Raw genomic sequence first — 16681 nt, 5'->3', positions numbered from 1 at the left:
CAGGAAAGGGAGTATTGCTTATGGAAAAGAAGAGAATTTATCTTGCGTCACCGACAATGCATGAGTGGGAGAGGAAGTTTGTGCAGGAGGCTTTTGACACGAACTGGATCGCGCCGGTGGGACCCCATGTGGATGCTTTTGAAAAAGAAGTGTCGGAATATACAGGCGCCAGGTATGCGGCGGCGCTTTCTTCAGGCACCGCGGCCATTCATCTGGCGATCAAACTACTGGGGATCGGAGCGGGGGATATTGTCTTTTGTTCCGCGCTCACATTTTCCGCAAGCTGTAACCCCGTCCGTTATGAAAATGCCACGCCGGTGTTTATCGATTCGGAACCGGACACGTGGAATATGTCTCCACAGGCGCTGCGGAGAGCGTTTGAGAAATACCCGCATCCGAAAGCGGTTATCTGTGTCCATCTCTATGGAACGCCTGCGAAGATGGATGAGATCATGGAGATCTGTGAGGAACATCACGTGCCGATCATTGAAGATGCCGCGGAGTCTCTTTCCGCTACTTATAAGGGAAAGCAGACAGGGACATTTGGCAGATTCGGTATCTTTTCGTTTAACGGCAATAAGATCATTACCACTTCCGGCGGCGGAATGCTCGTGTCGGAGGATAAGGAGGCGATTGACAGGGCGCGTTTCCTGGCCACACAGGCGCGGGATGCCGCCAGACATTATCAGCATTCCCAGATCGGCTATAATTACCGGATGAGCAATGTCGATGCGGGGATCGGCAGAGGACAGATGCGTTCCCTCGATCTGCACCGCAGACTAAAACAGAAAATTTATCATACGTACCGGGAGGCATTCGCTGATATTCCGCAGATTGCCATGAATCCGCTGAATCCTGACGGGGAGGCGAATAACTGGCTGTCGTGTATGACTGTCTCCAAAGACTGCGACGTCACGCCGGTCCGGATTATGGATGCGCTGGCTAAGGAGAACATCGAGTCCAGACCGATCTGGAAACCGATGCAGCTGCAGCCGGTCTATGCGGACTGTGACTTTTTCTCTCATAAGCCACAGGGAGAGGCGGGGAGCATCTCGGAGGACATTTTCAATTATGGTCTCTGTCTTCCGAGCGACATCAAGAACACGGAGGACGATATGGATGATATTATCCGCGTGGTCAGAGGCGTATTTGGCAAACAATGATACGCATGGTTCTGCGTTGTCCCGGAACATAAGGAGGGCGGTATGTACCGGTCGGTAATAAAAAGATTGTTTGATATTGTATTGTCGGGGGCTGCGCTGCTCATCTTAAGTCCGGTCTTTCTGATTGTGGCGGTGCTTGTGCGCATGCGTCTGGGCAGTCCGGTCATCTTTCATCAGGAGCGTCCCGGCTATGGGGAGCGGATATTCACACTCTGCAAATTCCGCACGATGACCGATGAAAAAGACGAAAACGGAGAACTGCTTCCGGATTATCAGAGGCTGACTGCCTTCGGTTCTTTTCTGCGCCGGACCAGTCTCGATGAACTGCCGGAGCTGTGGAACATATTTAAGGGTGATATGAGCATTATCGGGCCGCGCCCGCTGCTCGTCGGCTATCTGCCTTATTATACGGAACGGGAACGGCTGCGGCATACGGTAAGACCGGGCCTGACCGGGCTGGCACAGGTGAGCGGACGCAACTTTATCGCCTGGGACGACCGTCTGGCGAAAGATGTGGAATATGTGGAGCATCTGACATTTCTGACGGATTTGAACATATTGTGGAAAACGGTCATGGTCGTGCTGAAAAAAGAGGACGTGGCCGTGGAGACGGATTCTGTGGAAGGGTATCTGTGGGACGAACGGGAAAAGCAGAGGTGAGAGTGATATGAGATACGACTATTTGGAGACGCCCTGTTATGTCATCGACAAGCGGGGACTGGAAGAGGGCATTGCGCTGTTAAAGACGGCGCTGGAGACAAACTGGAACAATTATATCGTCGGCTATTCGTTCAAAACAAACGCGCTGCCCTGGGCGCTTGTGCAGATGAAAAAGGCGGGATTTTATGCGGAGGTCGTATCCGGAGATGAATATGAGCTGGCGAAGCGGCTGGGATTTGCCCATATTATTTATAATGGGCCGGTGAAGGAGAAAGCCTCTTTTCTGGAAGCATTAAAAGAGGGCACAATTGTCAATCTGGACGCCGGGCGTGAACTGGACTGGCTGGAGGAATCAGGCCTGCGGGAGGTGACGGTAGGCTTGCGGGTCAACTTTGATCTGGAGTCTGTGTGCCCGGGAGAGACATCTTCCGGGGCGGATGGCGGCAGATTCGGCTTCTCTTACGAGACGGGAGCGCTGGCGGCGGCAATCGGGCGGCTGCAGCGGATGGGCGTAAAGCTGTCAGGGCTGCACCTTCATGCGAGTTCGAGAACGAGAAGCGTCAATATTTACAGGGCATTGGCCAGGATGGCCTGCAGACTGAAACGGGAATACGATCTGCGGCCGGATTATATCGATATTGGCGGCGGTTATTTCGGAGGGATGGATAACAGACCAAAATTTCCGGATTATATGCGGGCAGTCCGGGAAGAATTGCAGGTGGAGTTTGCGCCGGAGGAGACAATGCTGATCGTGGAGCCGGGTACGTCGCTGATCACACCGCCAATCGAGTATGTGACAAGTGTTGTCGACTGTAAGGATACGCATGCGGGACGTTTCGCAGTCACGGACGGCAGCCGGAGCGACATCGATCCGCTGCATGGGAAGAGCTCTTATTTTCATAACATATATTATCAGGGAATGGCAGAAGACAGAGAGATTATGGAGCGGCAGGTCGTTTGCGGGTTTACCTGTATGGAGAATGACCGACTGTTTACGATAGAGGAAAAACCGGCGCTTCAGGCCGGAGACCGGATCATCTACCAGAAAGTGGGCGGATATACGATGTGTCTGACGCCGCTGTTTATCCGCTATTTCCCGGCGGTCTATGTCATGGAAGAAGAGGGAACGCTGATATGTGTCCGCGAACGGTGGACAGCTGGGGAATATGTGCAGAAGAGTTATTATGAAGATTGAGGACAGAATATGAACATATTGATTGCAAGCTGCGGAACAAGAAATAAAATCGTACAGTATTTCAGAGAGGCGTTACAGGGAAGGGGAAAAGTCGTGGCTACCGATTGCAGCGTCAATGCGCCGGCCCTGTATGAGGCAGACTGCCATTATATTGTTCCCCGGATTACGGAAGAGGGATATTTGGATGTATTATATGACATCTGCCGGAAGGAGCAGATCACGGGGGTGCTCTCACTGATTGATCCCGAACTTTCTCTGCTGGCTTTGCATGAGCGGGAATTCCGGGAGCTGGGTGTGACGGTGATCGGCAGTTCTTATGCGCTGTGCGAGCGGACATTGGATAAGTGGGAGATGTATCGATGGCTGGAAGGCCATGGCTATCAATGTGCCCGCTCTTATATGGATGTGGAGGCGTTTGTGAGGGACGAGAAAGCGGGACTGATTTCTTATCCGGTTTTTGTGAAGCCGGCCAGGGGAAGCGCCAGCCTTGGCATCTCCAAAGCCTTTGACGAAGAAACGGTGCGTTTGCTCGTAAGCCACGGCGAGGGGATGATGATCCAGCAGTTTCTGGACGGGCAGGAGATCGGCGCGGACTGTTATATCGATCTGATCAGTGGCAGGCCGGTCTCAGTCTTTACGAAGAAGAAGCTGGTCATGCGGGCCGGAGAGACGGACAAGAGCGTATCCTTTCAGGACGAAGAGCTGTTTGCCCTGATTGAACGGTTTATCACGGAAGCGGGGTTCCGGGGGCAGATTGATATTGATATTTTCGATTTGGGCGGAACCTATTATATTTCCGAGGTCAACCCGCGATTTGGCGGCGGGTATCCTCATGCTTACGCCTGTGGGGTGAATCATATGGAGCTGATCTGCCGCAATCTGGAGGGCAGAGAGAATGAAAGCATAACAGGCAACTATGAGGAAGGCCTGATTATGATGAAATACAATGAGATCATGGTGCGGAAGGACAGTCAGGACAATTCATGAAAAAAGTATTGATCGTCATCAACTTTGACGAGGGACTTTATAACTTCAGAAAAGAGCTGTTAGAAAAGCTTGTGGCGTCGGGCCATGAAGTGCATGTCGCCGTACCGACGGGGGAATATACGGAGCGGCTGCAGGCAATGGGCTGCATCTTTCATAATACGGCGCTCAACCGCCGGGGGACGAATCCGCTGCAGGAGATCAGTCTGCTGCGTGCCTATCGGAAAATTCTCCGGCAGGTACAGCCGGACGTGACGCTGACGTATACGATCAAGCCCAATGTCTATATGGGATTCTTATGTGGGCTCATGAAGATACCATATGTGACAACGATTACCGGTCTTGGTACGGCAGTGGAGGGAAGTGGCCTGTTGCAGCGTCTGACGCAGCTGATGTACCGGGTGGCGCTGCGGCGGGCGAGGCTTGTCTTTTTTCAGAATGAGACAAACGAAAAATTGTTTGCGAGATGGAAGATAGCACCCGGAAGGCATAAAATGCTGCCCGGCTCCGGTGTCAATCTGCAGCATTTTGCGAGACAGCCGTTTCCGGAGGACAGCGAGACGGTTGGATTTCTGTTCATCTCCCGTATCATGAAAGAGAAGGGCATTGAACAATTACTGGATGCGGCGCAGGAAATACGCGGGCGTCATCCGGAGACGAGATTCCGGATTCTCGGGTTCCTGGAAGAGGACTATACCGGAAAAGAGCGGTTTGAACGGCTGCAAAGAGAAGGGGTGATCGAATTTATCGGCAGCGTGGAGGATGTCATTCCTTATATCCGGCAGAGTCAGTGTATCCTTCACCCGTCTTATTATCCGGAAGGGATGTCAAATGTCTGTCTGGAGGCGGCGGCCTGCGGACGGGCAGTGATTACCACAGACCGGGCAGGGTGCAGAGAAACGGTTCTGGACGGAAAGAGCGGTTTTCTCATCCGGGAAAAAGACAGCCAGGATCTGATCGACAAGACAGAGCGGTTTCTCGCGCTCTCTGTGGAGGAGAGAAAGAGACTGGGAGAAAACGGCAGACAATATATGGAACAGCGGTTCGACCGTAATCTGGTGGTTGAACGTTATCTGAAGGCGGTCGAGCGGATCACAAATAAGAGACTTGGAGGAAATAACGAATGAGCTTATATGAAAAACTGGTAAACAGAGAAGAAAAACTGTCTCTGGTAGGTCTTGGCTATGTGGGGATGCCGATTGCCGTCGCTTTTTCCAGAAAGATTGATGTCATCGGCTTTGATCTGAACAGAAAGAAGATTGAGCTGTATCAAAATGGCATTGATCCTACAGGCGAGGTGGGCAACGAGGCGATCGCCGGGTGTAATGTCCGCTTTACGGATGATGAGAGCAGTCTGAAAGAGGCCAAATTTCATATCGTGGCGGTACCGACGCCGGTCAACGCGGACCATACACCGGATCTGACGCCGGTGGAAGGGGCCAGCCGTATTCTCGGACGTAATCTGACGAAAGGTTCTGTTGTTGTCTTTGAGTCGACTGTTTATCCGGGTGTGACAGAAGAGATCTGTGTGCCGATTCTGGAACAGGAATCGAGCCTTGTCTGCGGCGTCGACTTTAAGATTGGCTATTCTCCGGAGCGGATCAATCCCGGTGATAAGGTGCACAGGCTGGAGACAATCACCAAGATCGTGTCCGGTATGGATGCGGAGACGCTGGAAGAAATTGCGCATGTCTATGAGCTTGTCGTGGACGCCGGCGTGCACCGGGCGCAGTCGATTAAAGTTGCCGAGGCGGCCAAAGTAATCGAAAACAGTCAGCGTGACATCAATATCGCCTTTATGAATGAACTCTCGATTATCTTTAACAAAATGGGCATCGACACAAAATCCGTGCTGGAAGCAGCGGGGACAAAATGGAATTTCCTGAAGTTCTTTCCCGGGCTTGTAGGCGGGCACTGTATCGGCGTTGACCCTTATTATCTGACATATAAGGCGGAACAGCTCGGCTATCATTCGCAGATCATATTGTCTGGGCGGCGGATCAATGACGATATGGGTAAATATGTGGCTGAAAGCCTTGTAAAACATCTGATCAGGGCCGATATTCCGGTTAAGGGAGCCAGAGTCGCTATTTTCGGTTTTACGTTCAAGGAGAACTGTCCGGATACGAGAAATACCAAAGTGATCGACATTGTCAATGAACTGAAAGAATATGGCATCGAACCGTTGATTACTGATCCGGTGGCTGACAGAGACGAGGCGCAGCGGGAGTATGGCATTTCGTTTGTGGAAGAGTCGGAAATCCGCGATCTGGATGCAATGATTCTGGCTGTCTCCCATCAGCAATATGAAACGCTGACAATGGAACGGCTGGACAGGCTGTACGGCACGAAGGGCCGGAAAAAAGTGCTCGCGGACATTAAAGGCGTGCTTGACCGGGATACGTATGAGAAAGCCGGGTATCTTTACTGGAGATTGTAGGGAGAGTAGGACGGTATAAAGACAATGCTGATCCGTTGGTCACATATTGAAAATATCTGCATGTGATCCGGTATCCACGAGTGTCAGTGTCAGAATGTCATGTTCAAGCAAATAGACAAGAAGCCAGTCTGGTTTTATGTGGCACTCGTGGAACCCCTGAAATTTGCCGCCGAGTTGATGATCGTGATACTTTTCATCTAATTGTTTTCCCTGACGCAATGTGTCAACAACTTTGTCGAGAAGGGAGAGATCAAGCCCTCGCTTTTTGATACGCTTATAACTTTTTTTGTAAGCGGTAGTGAATTTGATTGTGTACATTTAATCGTCCAGAGCTTTCTTCAGTTCTTCCATGTTAGTATATCCACTGCTGTCGGGATTGCATGAAATTTGTCGGGCTTCTTCCATTGCGTCCAACGTACGCTGGCTGTAACGAGGCATTTCTATATGAAAAGGGATGCCGCCATGAAGGACACATTGGTGAAGAAACAGATTTACGGCGCTGGACATATCAAGGCCTAGGTTGTTAAACAGGTCAGTGGCCTGTTTTTTTATCTCTGAGTCAATGCGAATCTGGGTTGGTGCTGTTGCCATATTTTCACCGCCTTTCATTTATTTATATAATACGTAATACGGTATACATTGTCAACCGAAATAACAATATGTATACATGAAATGGTTACGAAAGTGGCAAAAAACAATTTCTGCGAAGCGGTTATGGAGCATTATAATCATCGCCCGTACAGGACATTAACTCGATTAATACGTCAAATGTTATATTAAAATATGATGATATATTTAATGACAGTATAAATGCGGATAAAGTATTGGTAGCTTACCAATTATATGAGAAAATAGAAAATATTAAGAAAGAATTTGCTAAAAAAAGCGATTAAACAGGAACAGAAGTATGTGGAGATATACAACCACAGTGCCTTTTTTAAAGGCTCAAGACCTAAGGTATATGTTCTTGACTTTATCAGGAGATGCGGAAAAGATTTGACGATAGAGAGAATTAAAAAATTGAAACTTAATGAAATCAGTAAATAGGGTTAGAGCACAAGTATTGATTACCGGTTGTTTCTTTTTGCATTTGTTGTCACCCGTGCTAACCCCGCGATTGTCTAATATGGATAATAATGGTATAATTAACCCATAACTTCGACTGACATAATATATTAACGGAAGGAGGCTGATGTTATGAACGTACTGGCAGTGGGATCTCATTTTAACAACATCGAAATCGGCTGCGGAGGAGCACTTTTACGACACAGGCAAAAAGGGGACAAAATCACGCTCTTTGTGGCAGCAACTTCCGGGATTCTTAATTCCGAGCGTCAGGAAGTGAGAAAGGATGACATTGTGTTTCAGGACGCGCAGGAGGCTGCGGGGATTCTCGGCGGCAAGTTGATCTGTGGCGGATTTGAGACGCTTCGTCTGGAGTTTGAAGACAATCTGAATGCGAAGCTCGTGCATATGATTGAGAAACAGAAATTTGATCTCATCTATACACATTTCCCGGGAGACATCCAGCATGATCACAGAGCATTGGCGAGAGCTGCCATTCATGCGGGCAGGCATGTGCCGCGGATGCTTGGTTACCGGTGTACCTGGTATCAGTCAGAGACGCCGTTTGTACCGAATTTTTTCGTGGATATTTCTGATATGTGGGAAAAGAAAGAAGCGCTTATGCGTCTGTACCGTTCCGACTCCGGCAGGGTGAAGGAAGGAAAGATCGCGTACTTTAAAAACGATGCGGAGAATAACGGACGCCAGAACGGGGTATCCTATGCAGAAGGTTTTCAGGTTATTAAGTGGCTGGAGAGATGAAGAGTAAGAGTGACAGGATAGAGAAAAAAGACAGACGATATAAAGGCGGACAGGAAGGGGTGAAGCAGGGGTTGCTGCTTGGCGCCTTTTTGTCATTTTTCGGGCTGCTCTGTTATCTGGCGCCGATCGGTATCTATCCGGATTCCGGTTCTTATATTTCCATGCAGGCCGGAAGAGAGCCGCTGTATCCGCTGTTCCTGGCGTTTTTCCGTTTGATATTCCGGGAAAAGGATACGATTGTATGGCTTGCCTCGTCAGGGCAGCTTGAGAGTGAGAAAGCAATGGAGCTGATCCGCACCTGGCCGGCGCTGCAGGTATCGATGCTGCTGCAGAGTCTGCTGGCGGCATTGGCCTGCTATTATCTGACGCAGGTTATCCGCAGGGCATTCCGGTTGAACTGGCCGCTGACAATACTGACTGCGCTGTGCACACTCATTCCTTTTGTGCTCACTCCGCTTGCCTCCTCGTCACATATGGTGCTGAACAAAGCCGTGCTGACGGAGGGTATCACATTCCCGCTGTTTTTTATGTTTACAGCCTGTATGATACAGGGGCTGCTTTCACAGAAGAAAAAGGGCAGGTATTACGGTCTGGCGTGTGGGTGTTCCCTGCTGCTCGTCCTTACGAGAAATCAGATGTTTGTCACCTTTGCGGCCTGGTGTGCGGTCATTCTCTTTGAGACGGTCCGCAGCCGGAGGTGGAAAGGCGCAGTGGCGCTGCTACTGTCTGTTCTTGTATTCGTAGGCGGGCGCAGTCTGTTTCATAAGGGATATAATAACATCGTGCACAGGGGATATACGGGAGCGGCTACCGGCAGCTATAATATGCTGACGACGCTTTTATACCTGTCAGAGGAATCAGATGCCAGTGCATTGACTGACCCGCAGCAAAAGGCCTTGTTTCTGGAAATGCACGCACAGATGGAAGCGGGCGGGATGACGCGGGCACAGGCGCCGGAGGGGATATTGGGCCGTGCCTATCACTATGAGGAATATTATGATGTGATTGGCTTTGAGATCCAGCAGCCCACTCTGTTTGGCTATGCGCAGCAGAAAGGGATCGCAGATGACGAGATACTCAATGAGGTGGTGCGCGTGGCCGCGCAGATGGACAGGGAACTGCTGCCGGGGTTGCTCGGTGCCTATGTATCCAATTACTTTGCCACCGTTGTCAGCGGCCTCACACGTTCCGTGTCCGCCAGTGGTACGGTCATGGGCGTTTATTCAGCGATTATTTATTTGCTTGCAGTCATACTTGTGCTATATTTATATAAAAAAGACAGGCAGAGCAAGGCGGCGCTTCTGATGTTGTTTGCCCTGCTGATGATCTGTGCCAATGTATTTGCCACTGCGCTTTTGATCATGTGCCTCTCGCGGTATATGATCTACAATACGGCATTGTTTTACATTGCGGGTCTGATGTGCCTGACGGAGGCGGTGCGTCTGCGGACAGGATGGACAGGCCTGGGATGCTTCCTGACATCCGAATCAGAGTCAGAGAACGCGCAGAAATAAACAGTTTCAGAAAGGACGATCACAATGGGATATAAGCAGTTACAGTTTCCGAAAGACAGTATTTTCTTAGTGACAGGAGGCGCCGGATTTATCGGGTCCAACCTGTGCGAGGCGATCACCGATATGGGCTACCAGGTGCGCTGCCTGGACAATATGTCGACAGGAAAACAGGAAAATATAGATTTTTTAACAGACAGAGAGAATTATACGTTCATCAAGGGCGACATTCGGGATCTCGACACTTGTATGGAAGTGTGCGAGGGGGTGTCTTATGTGCTCAATCAGGCTGCCTGGGGCAGCGTGCCGAGAAGCATTGAGATGCCGCTTCTGTATGAAGAGATCAATATCAGAGGTACGCTCAATATGATGGAGGCAGCCAGGGTGCAGGGGGTGAAGAAGTTTATCTATGCTTCCAGTTCTTCGGTATATGGAGATCATCCGGTACTGCCAAAAGTGGAGGGGCAGGAAGGGAATCTGCTCTCTCCGTACGCGTTGACGAAACGGGTGGATGAAGAGTATGGCAGACTGTACCATAAGCTGTACGGCCTTGACACTTACGGGATGCGCTACTTCAATGTATTTGGCAGACGACAGGACCCGGACGGGGCTTATGCGGCGGTGATACCAAAGTTTATCCGTCAGCTTCTGCGGGACGAGGCGCCGACAATCAACGGCGACGGAAAGCAGTCGAGAGATTTCACTTATATTGACAATGTGCTGGAGGCGAATCTGAAGGCCTGCCTGGCGCCGGGGGAAGCGGCCGGACAGGCATTCAATATCGCGTATGGCGGCAGGGAGTATCTGATCGACATCTATCATCATCTCTGCAAGGCGCTGGGCAAAGAAATCGAGCCGAATTTCGGGCCGGACAGAGCGGGAGACATCAAGCATTCCAATGCGGACATTACTAAGGCGAGAACACTTCTGGGATATGATCCGGAGTACGATTTTGAGCAGGGAATCGCGCTTGCCATTGCCTGGTACAAAGAAAACCTGTCGGAGAAATAACAGATGGTGCGGATGATCCATATCGTAGGTTCCATGTCGCCGAGCGGCATCGGTAACTTTATTATGAATGTTTACAGAAATATTGACAGACAGAAAGTGCAGTTTGACTTTATCGTGCATGAACACCGGGACGTGAGCTTTGACGAGGAGATTAAGGCGCTGGGCGGCAGACTCTTTTATGTGACAAGAAAGGCTGTCAGCCCCATAAAAAATTTCCGGGAGATCTGCCGGGTCATCCGGAAAGGGCATTACCGGATCGTATTCCGGCATACGGATATATCCACGGTGGCGGTCGATCTGCTGGCGGCGAAGCTGGGTGGTGCAAACGTACGGATCGCGCATTCGCATTCCACGAGCACACCGAATGTAACGATGCACCGATTGTTCCGGCCGCTTCTCAACATGCTCTGTACCCGGCGGTTTGCCTGCTCGGAGAAGGCGGGCCGCTGGCTGTATGGCAAGGCGCCTTTTGAGGTGGTGATCAACGCCATCCGTCTGGAGGATTTTGCGTACGATCCGGAAAAGAGAGAGCGGACGCGGAAAGCGGAAGGATGGGCGGACTGTCTTGTTGTTGGTCATGTCGGCAATCTGCTTCCGGTTAAGAACCATCTGTTTATGCTGGACATCATGGCGGAGCTTGTAAAGAGACGTCCCGATGCGAAGATGATATTTGCCGGAGACGGCGCGATGCGGAAGCAGATCGAGGAGAAACGCCGGGCGCTCGGACTGGAAGACCGTGTGGTCCTGCTCGGCGTACGCACCGATACGGGGACTCTGCTGCAGGCGATGGATGTCTTTTTGTTTCCATCCAGATATGAGGGACTGCCGATCGCCATGGTGGAGGCGCAGTGCAGCGGTTTGCCCAATCTGGTGTCCGATGTGATCACAGGCGATGTGGATGTGACGCCGCTCGTGCACAGAATGTCGCTGGAACGTCCTGCGGCCGAGTGGGCGGAGCGGATTCTGGCGCTGGCGGAGGAAGAACGGAAAGCAGCGGATGAGCGGCTGTTTGCGGAGAAGGGGTTTGACATCAGAGAGATGGTCAGACGGTATGAGGAGCTGGCATGAGCAGACTGAGAGAGCGCATCCTGAGAATGATGCGCTGCGATTACTGGGTAACAGCATACAGAAAAAGAGACAGGAGTGCACATGGCGGGGACAGTCTCATTCATGACTGTTGTACGGATGGATTCCGTCTGCTCCCACAGAGACGCTTTATCACGCAGGCAGACCCGTTTCTCTTTGAATATAACGGCGATACATGGCTGTTTTATGAGAGACAGGATCTGACGGATATGAAGGGAACGCTCTGGTGCCGTAATCTGGACGATGCGTCGGCCGGGCCGGTCCCTGTACTGGAAGAGCCGTTTCATCTGTCTTATCCTCAGGTGTTTCGCTACGGAAAGGAGATCTATCTGCTGCCGGAGACGCGAAAGGCGGGGGAAGTGAGGCTGTACCGCTGCCTGCATTATCCGGACCGCTGGGAAAAAGCAGAGACATTGTTTGACTTTCCGGCAGTCGACACGACGATATTTCCCACGTCTGACCACGTATCTTATTTTTTTACATATGTGGAGGGCAGGCTGGAGATCTTTCTCTGCGAGATGGAGAAGGAGCAGTTCCGTATCATAAAAAGAAAAAAGGTCTATGCTTCCGGGAAATCTGCCACTGTCCGTCCGGGCGGCGCGGTTATGGAAGAAAACGGAGTTTTGTATCGTTCGGCCCAGAACTGTACCGATTATTATGGACAGGAACTTCTCATCAATCAGGTTGAACGGCTGGATGGGAGCGGATTTGCGGAACATGTGTATACAAGATTGTCTCCACAGCAGATTCATATCGATGGAGTCCATGCGGTTGGCATTCATACTTACAACTGCAGTGAGCGCTATGAGGTGATTGATATTCTGCACCGGGAGTGCAGCCTTTGGACGATAGGGAAAAAGCTATGGTGGAAGATCAGAGGAAGCGAAGGATGAAAAAAACGATCGTATTTTATATTGCCACTCTGACCCGGGGCGGAGCAGAGCGCGTGATCGCCAATCTGGCCAACTATTTTCATACGCAGGGCTACCGGGTCTATATGGTGACGCTAGAGCCGGAGGAAGGATTGTATCCGCTGGCGAAAGGCATTCATAAAGTTGTGCTGCGGACGGGGGAGTGCAGAAGCATTGCCGGGCGTGTGACAAACGTCGTCAGAAGAGTGACGATGCTGCGGAAACTTCTGAAAAAGACGAACGCGGAGGCAATCGTCTCGTTTATCGGTAAGACGAATCTGCGGGCGATTCTCGCGTCGCTTGGCCTGAAGACAAAGGTGATCGTATCGGTGCGCAGCGCGCCGGAGCGGGAATACGCAGGGAAGCTGCGGGGGACGCTGGCCAGATTCCTGTTTTGTCTGGCGGACGGCATCGCCTTTCAGTCGGAGGGCGCACGTGCCTTTTTCCCGAAACCGGTACGGAAAAAATCCCGTATTCTGTTAAATCCGCTGTCGCCGGAATTTTTGAGGGAGCCGTTTGCCGGCGAACGCAGGAATGAAATTGTCACGGCCGGGCGGATGGACCCGGTGAAGAATCATAAACTGCTTGTGGAGGCGTTTGCGCTGGTAGTAAAAGAGAGACCGGAGATGCGCCTGACGATCTATGGCGATGGAGACTGCATGGAGACGGTGAAAAAGCGGGTGAAGAAGCTAGGTCTTTCGGATAAGGTAAATCTGCCTGGAGACAGCCGGGACATCGCCGGAGATATGGAGACAGCGAGACTGTTCGTGCTGTCTTCTGACTTTGAGGGAATGCCCAATGCGATCGCGGAGGCGTTTGCCCTTGGGATACCGGTCGTATCGACAGATTGTCCGAGCGGCGGCGCGGCGGCGCTTGTGCGCGACAAAGAGACGGGACTGCTCGTGCCGGTCCGTGATGCGGAGAAGATGGCGGCGGCGATCCTGCGGATTTTAAATGACAGAGAGCTGGAAGAGCGGCTGCGCCAGGGCGCGCTTGCATTTAGTCAGACGCTTCATCCTGACCGGATCAACGGTGAGTGGAAAGCATATGTGGAGGACATCATAAAGGGCCGGAACAATGAGTAAAGCAGCAGAGACGCCGCAGGCAGTAAAAAAGAAAATCGCATTTGTGATCAATAGCTTTGGCAAAGGCGGCGCGGAGCATGTAGCCGTCAATGTGGCGGAACATTTCTGGAAAAACGGCTATCAGATTTTGCTTGTCACTTCGAGAAAAGTGCCGGAAGAATATGAGATCACGTTTCCTGCCAGACGGCTGCTGCTGGAAGAGGAGATCAAAGGCGCGCCATTTGGCAGACTGGGGAAAGTCCCCGCCAGAGTCAGAACGTTACGGGCGATTTGGGAACGGGAGGAGCCGGACATCATCGTCTCCTTTATTGGAAAAATGAATTTGTATACGATGTGTTCCGTCCGGGGAAAACGGACTCCGGTCATTCTCTCGGTGCGCAGTGACCCGGCTCATGAATATCCGTCCCGGTTTCAGAAGAGACTGGCGGACAGATTGTTTGCCAGAGCGGCGGGAGTGATCTTTCAGACAGAAGATGCCATGGAATCGTTCCCGGCTCCGGTACGGGCGCATTCCTCAGTGCTGCCCAATGTGCTGGATGAGAGTTTTATGAAGGCGCGCTGGGAAGGTGCGAGAGCAAATGAGATCGTGATGGTGGGAAGGCTCGATGCCAACAAAAATCATGAGATGCTGCTGCGGTCGTTTGCGAGACTGCATCATGACTATCCGCAGATGAAGGTCGTCATCTATGGCGGAGGACTGCCGGGGAGCGATACGCAGCCGATGCTGCGACAGCTATCCATGGAACTGGGGATAGATCATAACGTGGAGTTCAGAGGGCGGCAGACGAATATCCGCGAAAAGATAGAACGTGCGAGAGTCTTTGTCCTTGCCTCAGATTATGAAGGAATGCCCAATGCGCTGCTGGAAGCAATGGCGGCCGGGCTGGCGGTCGTCTCTACGGACTGTCCATGCGGGGGTCCGCGCAGCGTGATCCGGAACGGGGAAAATGGCATTTTGATCCCGGTGGGGGACGGGGAGGCGCTGGAGCGGTCTCTGCGACAGATTCTCGATGACCCGGCGCTGGAAGAGCGGCTTGGCCGGGCAGCGGCAGGACTGGCGCAGGAACTCTCGCCGGAGAAAGTATGTAACAAATGGCAGATAGAGATAGAAAGCAGGGCAGACGAGTATGTTGGTAGTAAATCGCAGAAAAAAACACGGCGTTGACTTTCGGGAAATATGGTATGCCGAGGAAAAATGCGGGCTGGACGGTATCCTCTTATACCGGGGCGCCAAAAAGCCGATCGGCAAAGTACTGCGGGAAGTGCGAACGCTGATCACGGATCTGACATTGAGCGAGGAAGAGATTGTGGCCAGATGTCAGAAAGACTGCCGGTATCAGATCCGCCGGGCGGCAAGAGAGGGTATTACTGCGGAGTTTAAGACAGGACAGGAGATCACGCAGGAAGACATTGCCCGATTCTGTGAATTTTTTATTGACTTCTGGAAGACCAAGGGGATTACCGATGAAGCGTATGAGAAATATAAAGAAGAGATCGAGACATACGCCGCGGAAGGGGTGTTTGCCATCACCTGTGCGAAGCAGGGTGATCAGGTTCTGGTCTATCATACGTATATTGTCGGGGACACGTTTGTCCGCTCTTACCAGTCTGCCTCACAGTTTCGCAGTGAACATGTGAGTGCACGCATTGTCGGTATCGCCAATCGATATTTGCACAAGGCTGATATGATGTATTTCAAAGAAATGGGGAAGACTATATATGACTGGGGCGGCGCGGGCCTGCGCGAAGAAGTGAGGAACATCACGGAATTTAAGGAGTCTTTTGGCGGAGACGAGCTTTATTATTATGACTGTGAAGATGTGGTGGGACTGAGGGCGGAAGCAGTGAAGGGCATTATCAATCTGATTGGGGTACTTACGGATGACTAATGTGTGTATTTTCCGGTTGGACGACATCACACCGGATATGGATTGGAATCGATTTTACAGAGTCAAGGCGATCTTCGACAAATACAGAGTCAGACCGCTGATCGGCGTCGTACCGGACAATGCGGACGAGAATTTAAAGCGTGGGGAGCGGCACGAGGATTTCTGGGAATATATCAGATGTCTGGAAAAGAGTGGGTGGCAGATTGCGCAGCATGGCTACCGTCATGTCTATGAGACGAAAAACGCCGGCCTGCTGGGGCTGAAAAAAGCGAGTGAATTTGCCGGGCTTCCCTATGATGTCCAGTATGAAAAGATACGGGCCGGCAGGGAAATTTTGCAAAAAAAGGGACTTAATGTTACAATATTTATGGCCCCGGGTCATACGTATGACAAAAGGACGCTGAAAGCGCTGAAAAATCTTGGATTTACCTGTGTGACGGACGGCTTTGCGGACATCCCTTATTTCACGAAGGGCCTGCTCTTTGTGCCATGTAAGAGCGCAAGACCGAGGATTTCCCGGGGCGTGGACACGGTATGTCTGCACTGTAATGAACTGCGCGAAAGTGATTACCGGGAGCTGGAAAATTTCCTGGAAACGCATGGCAGTCAGGTCATCCCGTTTTCCGAAGTGCTCGACCAGCTTTGGTATTCGAGGCGGACACTGATGGTCGCAGTGCAGGAAAAGCGCAATCTGCTGCTGCATCGCCTGAAAGTGCGGGTGTCGCAGAGCCAGAAAGTCCAGCGTTATCTGCAGGATACGTATGATGAAAATCCGGGGAAAAAGAAAAAGAAACGGCTGCTCGGACTTCTGAAGCTTCTGTTTAGCAGGAGAAAGCATGGCGGCTGACCGGAGACCAAAAAGGATAGACGGGGTATAATATCGACAGATATTATACTGCCGTATGGCATGAAAGGACAT

Annotated in this window: 17 protein-coding genes; 15 read left to right on the top strand and 2 right to left on the bottom strand. The window is 51.3% G+C overall.

From position 1 onward, the window contains the following. Positions 1-20 precede the first annotated feature (20 nt). The 6 genes from V1224_13520 to V1224_13495 are packed head-to-tail and all read left to right on the top strand — an operon-like array spanning position 21 to position 6442. Entirely contained in the window at positions 21-1163 is a 1143-nt protein-coding gene (locus V1224_13520; GenBank protein WWR15479.1) for an aminotransferase class I/II-fold pyridoxal phosphate-dependent enzyme, read from the top strand. A gap of 42 nt (positions 1164-1205) precedes the next feature. After that, positions 1206-1823, top strand: coding sequence for a sugar transferase (locus V1224_13515; GenBank protein ID WWR15478.1), 618 nt, complete (start codon positions 1206-1208; stop codon positions 1821-1823). A 7-nt stretch (positions 1824-1830) separates the two neighbouring features. Further along, the gene (locus V1224_13510) at positions 1831-3018 is read left to right on the top strand and encodes a pyridoxal-dependent decarboxylase (GenBank protein WWR15477.1); all 1188 of its coding nucleotides are present in this window, start codon (positions 1831-1833) and stop codon (positions 3016-3018) included. Between the two features lie 9 nt (positions 3019-3027). Then, complete coding sequence (locus V1224_13505) at positions 3028-4005, top strand: ATP-grasp domain-containing protein (protein WWR15476.1); 978 nt, start codon at positions 3028-3030, stop codon at positions 4003-4005. After that, positions 4002-5129, top strand: coding sequence for a glycosyltransferase family 4 protein (locus V1224_13500; protein ID WWR15475.1), 1128 nt, complete (start codon positions 4002-4004; stop codon positions 5127-5129). Before V1224_13505 ends, V1224_13500 begins: the two co-directional genes overlap by 4 nt. Continuing rightward, a complete protein-coding gene (locus V1224_13495) occupies positions 5126-6442 on the top strand; it encodes a nucleotide sugar dehydrogenase (protein WWR15474.1) in 1317 nt (438 codons plus the stop codon). The genes V1224_13500 and V1224_13495 overlap by 4 nt, the downstream gene beginning before the upstream one ends. 39 nt (positions 6443-6481) lie before the next feature. Here V1224_13495 and V1224_13490 read toward each other — a convergent pair whose 3' ends face one another. Together V1224_13490 and V1224_13485 are read right to left on the bottom strand one after the other, a co-directional pair. Continuing rightward, a complete protein-coding gene (locus V1224_13490; protein WWR15473.1) occupies positions 6482-6760 on the bottom strand; it encodes a type II toxin-antitoxin system YafQ family toxin in 279 nt (92 codons plus the stop codon). After that, entirely contained in the window at positions 6761-7033 is a 273-nt protein-coding gene (locus V1224_13485) for a type II toxin-antitoxin system RelB/DinJ family antitoxin (GenBank protein ID WWR15472.1), read from the bottom strand. 606 nt (positions 7034-7639) lie between these two features. Between V1224_13485 and V1224_13480 the strand changes: the two genes are divergently transcribed. Genes V1224_13480 through V1224_13440 form a run of 9 tightly spaced genes read left to right on the top strand, consistent with a single transcriptional unit; the run spans position 7640 to position 16609 of the window. Continuing rightward, the gene (locus V1224_13480) at positions 7640-8269 is read left to right on the top strand and encodes a PIG-L deacetylase family protein (GenBank protein ID WWR15471.1); all 630 of its coding nucleotides are present in this window, start codon (positions 7640-7642) and stop codon (positions 8267-8269) included. Further along, positions 8266-9783 carry a hypothetical protein gene (locus V1224_13475; protein ID WWR15470.1) on the top strand — a complete coding sequence of 506 codons (1518 nt, stop codon included), beginning with the start codon at positions 8266-8268 and terminating at the stop codon, positions 9781-9783. Before V1224_13480 ends, V1224_13475 begins: the two co-directional genes overlap by 4 nt. Positions 9784-9807: 24 nt before the next feature. Beyond that, positions 9808-10791, top strand: coding sequence for an SDR family oxidoreductase (locus tag V1224_13470; protein ID WWR15469.1), 984 nt, complete (start codon positions 9808-9810; stop codon positions 10789-10791). A gap of 3 nt (positions 10792-10794) precedes the next feature. Further along, a complete protein-coding gene (locus V1224_13465; GenBank protein ID WWR15468.1) occupies positions 10795-11859 on the top strand; it encodes a glycosyltransferase family 1 protein in 1065 nt (354 codons plus the stop codon). After that, entirely contained in the window at positions 11856-12770 is a 915-nt protein-coding gene (locus V1224_13460) for a hypothetical protein (GenBank protein WWR15467.1), read from the top strand. The genes V1224_13465 and V1224_13460 overlap by 4 nt, the downstream gene beginning before the upstream one ends. Beyond that, entirely contained in the window at positions 12719-13873 is a 1155-nt protein-coding gene (locus V1224_13455; protein WWR15466.1) for a glycosyltransferase, read from the top strand. Before V1224_13460 ends, V1224_13455 begins: the two co-directional genes overlap by 52 nt. Then, complete coding sequence (locus V1224_13450; protein WWR15465.1) at positions 13866-15038, top strand: glycosyltransferase; 1173 nt, start codon at positions 13866-13868, stop codon at positions 15036-15038. Before V1224_13455 ends, V1224_13450 begins: the two co-directional genes overlap by 8 nt. After that, positions 15001-15762 (top strand): hypothetical protein, encoded by a 762-nt coding sequence (locus V1224_13445; protein ID WWR15464.1) that lies wholly within the window; start codon positions 15001-15003, stop codon positions 15760-15762. Before V1224_13450 ends, V1224_13445 begins: the two co-directional genes overlap by 38 nt. Further along, positions 15755-16609: a DUF2334 domain-containing protein gene (locus V1224_13440; protein WWR15463.1), complete on the top strand. Its 855-nt coding sequence runs from the start codon at positions 15755-15757 to the stop codon at positions 16607-16609. The genes V1224_13445 and V1224_13440 overlap by 8 nt, the downstream gene beginning before the upstream one ends. Positions 16610-16681: the final 72 nt, after the last annotated feature.

Source organism: Lachnospiraceae bacterium JLR.KK008, from assembly GCA_037015955.1.
Lineage (GTDB): Bacteria > Bacillota > Clostridia > Lachnospirales > Lachnospiraceae > VSOB01.
The sequence above is the reverse complement of the archived record's forward strand: the minus strand, read 5'-3'. Positions and strand labels throughout refer to the sequence as shown.

What these genes read in the sequence shown, in the direction of transcription:
- V1224_13520 (WWR15479.1), top strand. Translation starts at nt 21, where the DNA reads ATGGAAAAGAAGAGAATTTATCTTGCGTCACCGACAATGCATGAGTGG.
- V1224_13515 (WWR15478.1), top strand. Translation starts at nt 1,206, where the DNA reads ATGTACCGGTCGGTAATAAAAAGATTGTTTGATATTGTATTGTCGGGG.
- V1224_13510 (WWR15477.1), top strand. Translation starts at nt 1,831, where the DNA reads ATGAGATACGACTATTTGGAGACGCCCTGTTATGTCATCGACAAGCGG.
- V1224_13505 (WWR15476.1), top strand. Translation starts at nt 3,028, where the DNA reads ATGAACATATTGATTGCAAGCTGCGGAACAAGAAATAAAATCGTACAG.
- V1224_13500 (WWR15475.1), top strand. Translation starts at nt 4,002, where the DNA reads ATGAAAAAAGTATTGATCGTCATCAACTTTGACGAGGGACTTTATAAC.
- V1224_13495 (WWR15474.1), top strand. Translation starts at nt 5,126, where the DNA reads ATGAGCTTATATGAAAAACTGGTAAACAGAGAAGAAAAACTGTCTCTG.
- V1224_13490 (WWR15473.1), bottom strand. Translation starts at nt 6,760, where the DNA reads ATGTACACAATCAAATTCACTACCGCTTACAAAAAAAGTTATAAGCGT.
- V1224_13485 (WWR15472.1), bottom strand. Translation starts at nt 7,033, where the DNA reads ATGGCAACAGCACCAACCCAGATTCGCATTGACTCAGAGATAAAAAAA.
- V1224_13480 (WWR15471.1), top strand. Translation starts at nt 7,640, where the DNA reads ATGAACGTACTGGCAGTGGGATCTCATTTTAACAACATCGAAATCGGC.
- V1224_13475 (WWR15470.1), top strand. Translation starts at nt 8,266, where the DNA reads ATGAAGAGTAAGAGTGACAGGATAGAGAAAAAAGACAGACGATATAAA.
- V1224_13470 (WWR15469.1), top strand. Translation starts at nt 9,808, where the DNA reads ATGGGATATAAGCAGTTACAGTTTCCGAAAGACAGTATTTTCTTAGTG.
- V1224_13465 (WWR15468.1), top strand. Translation starts at nt 10,795, where the DNA reads ATGGTGCGGATGATCCATATCGTAGGTTCCATGTCGCCGAGCGGCATC.
- V1224_13460 (WWR15467.1), top strand. Translation starts at nt 11,856, where the DNA reads ATGAGCAGACTGAGAGAGCGCATCCTGAGAATGATGCGCTGCGATTAC.
- V1224_13450 (WWR15465.1), top strand. Translation starts at nt 13,866, where the DNA reads ATGAGTAAAGCAGCAGAGACGCCGCAGGCAGTAAAAAAGAAAATCGCA.
- V1224_13445 (WWR15464.1), top strand. Translation starts at nt 15,001, where the DNA reads ATGTTGGTAGTAAATCGCAGAAAAAAACACGGCGTTGACTTTCGGGAA.
- V1224_13440 (WWR15463.1), top strand. Translation starts at nt 15,755, where the DNA reads ATGACTAATGTGTGTATTTTCCGGTTGGACGACATCACACCGGATATG.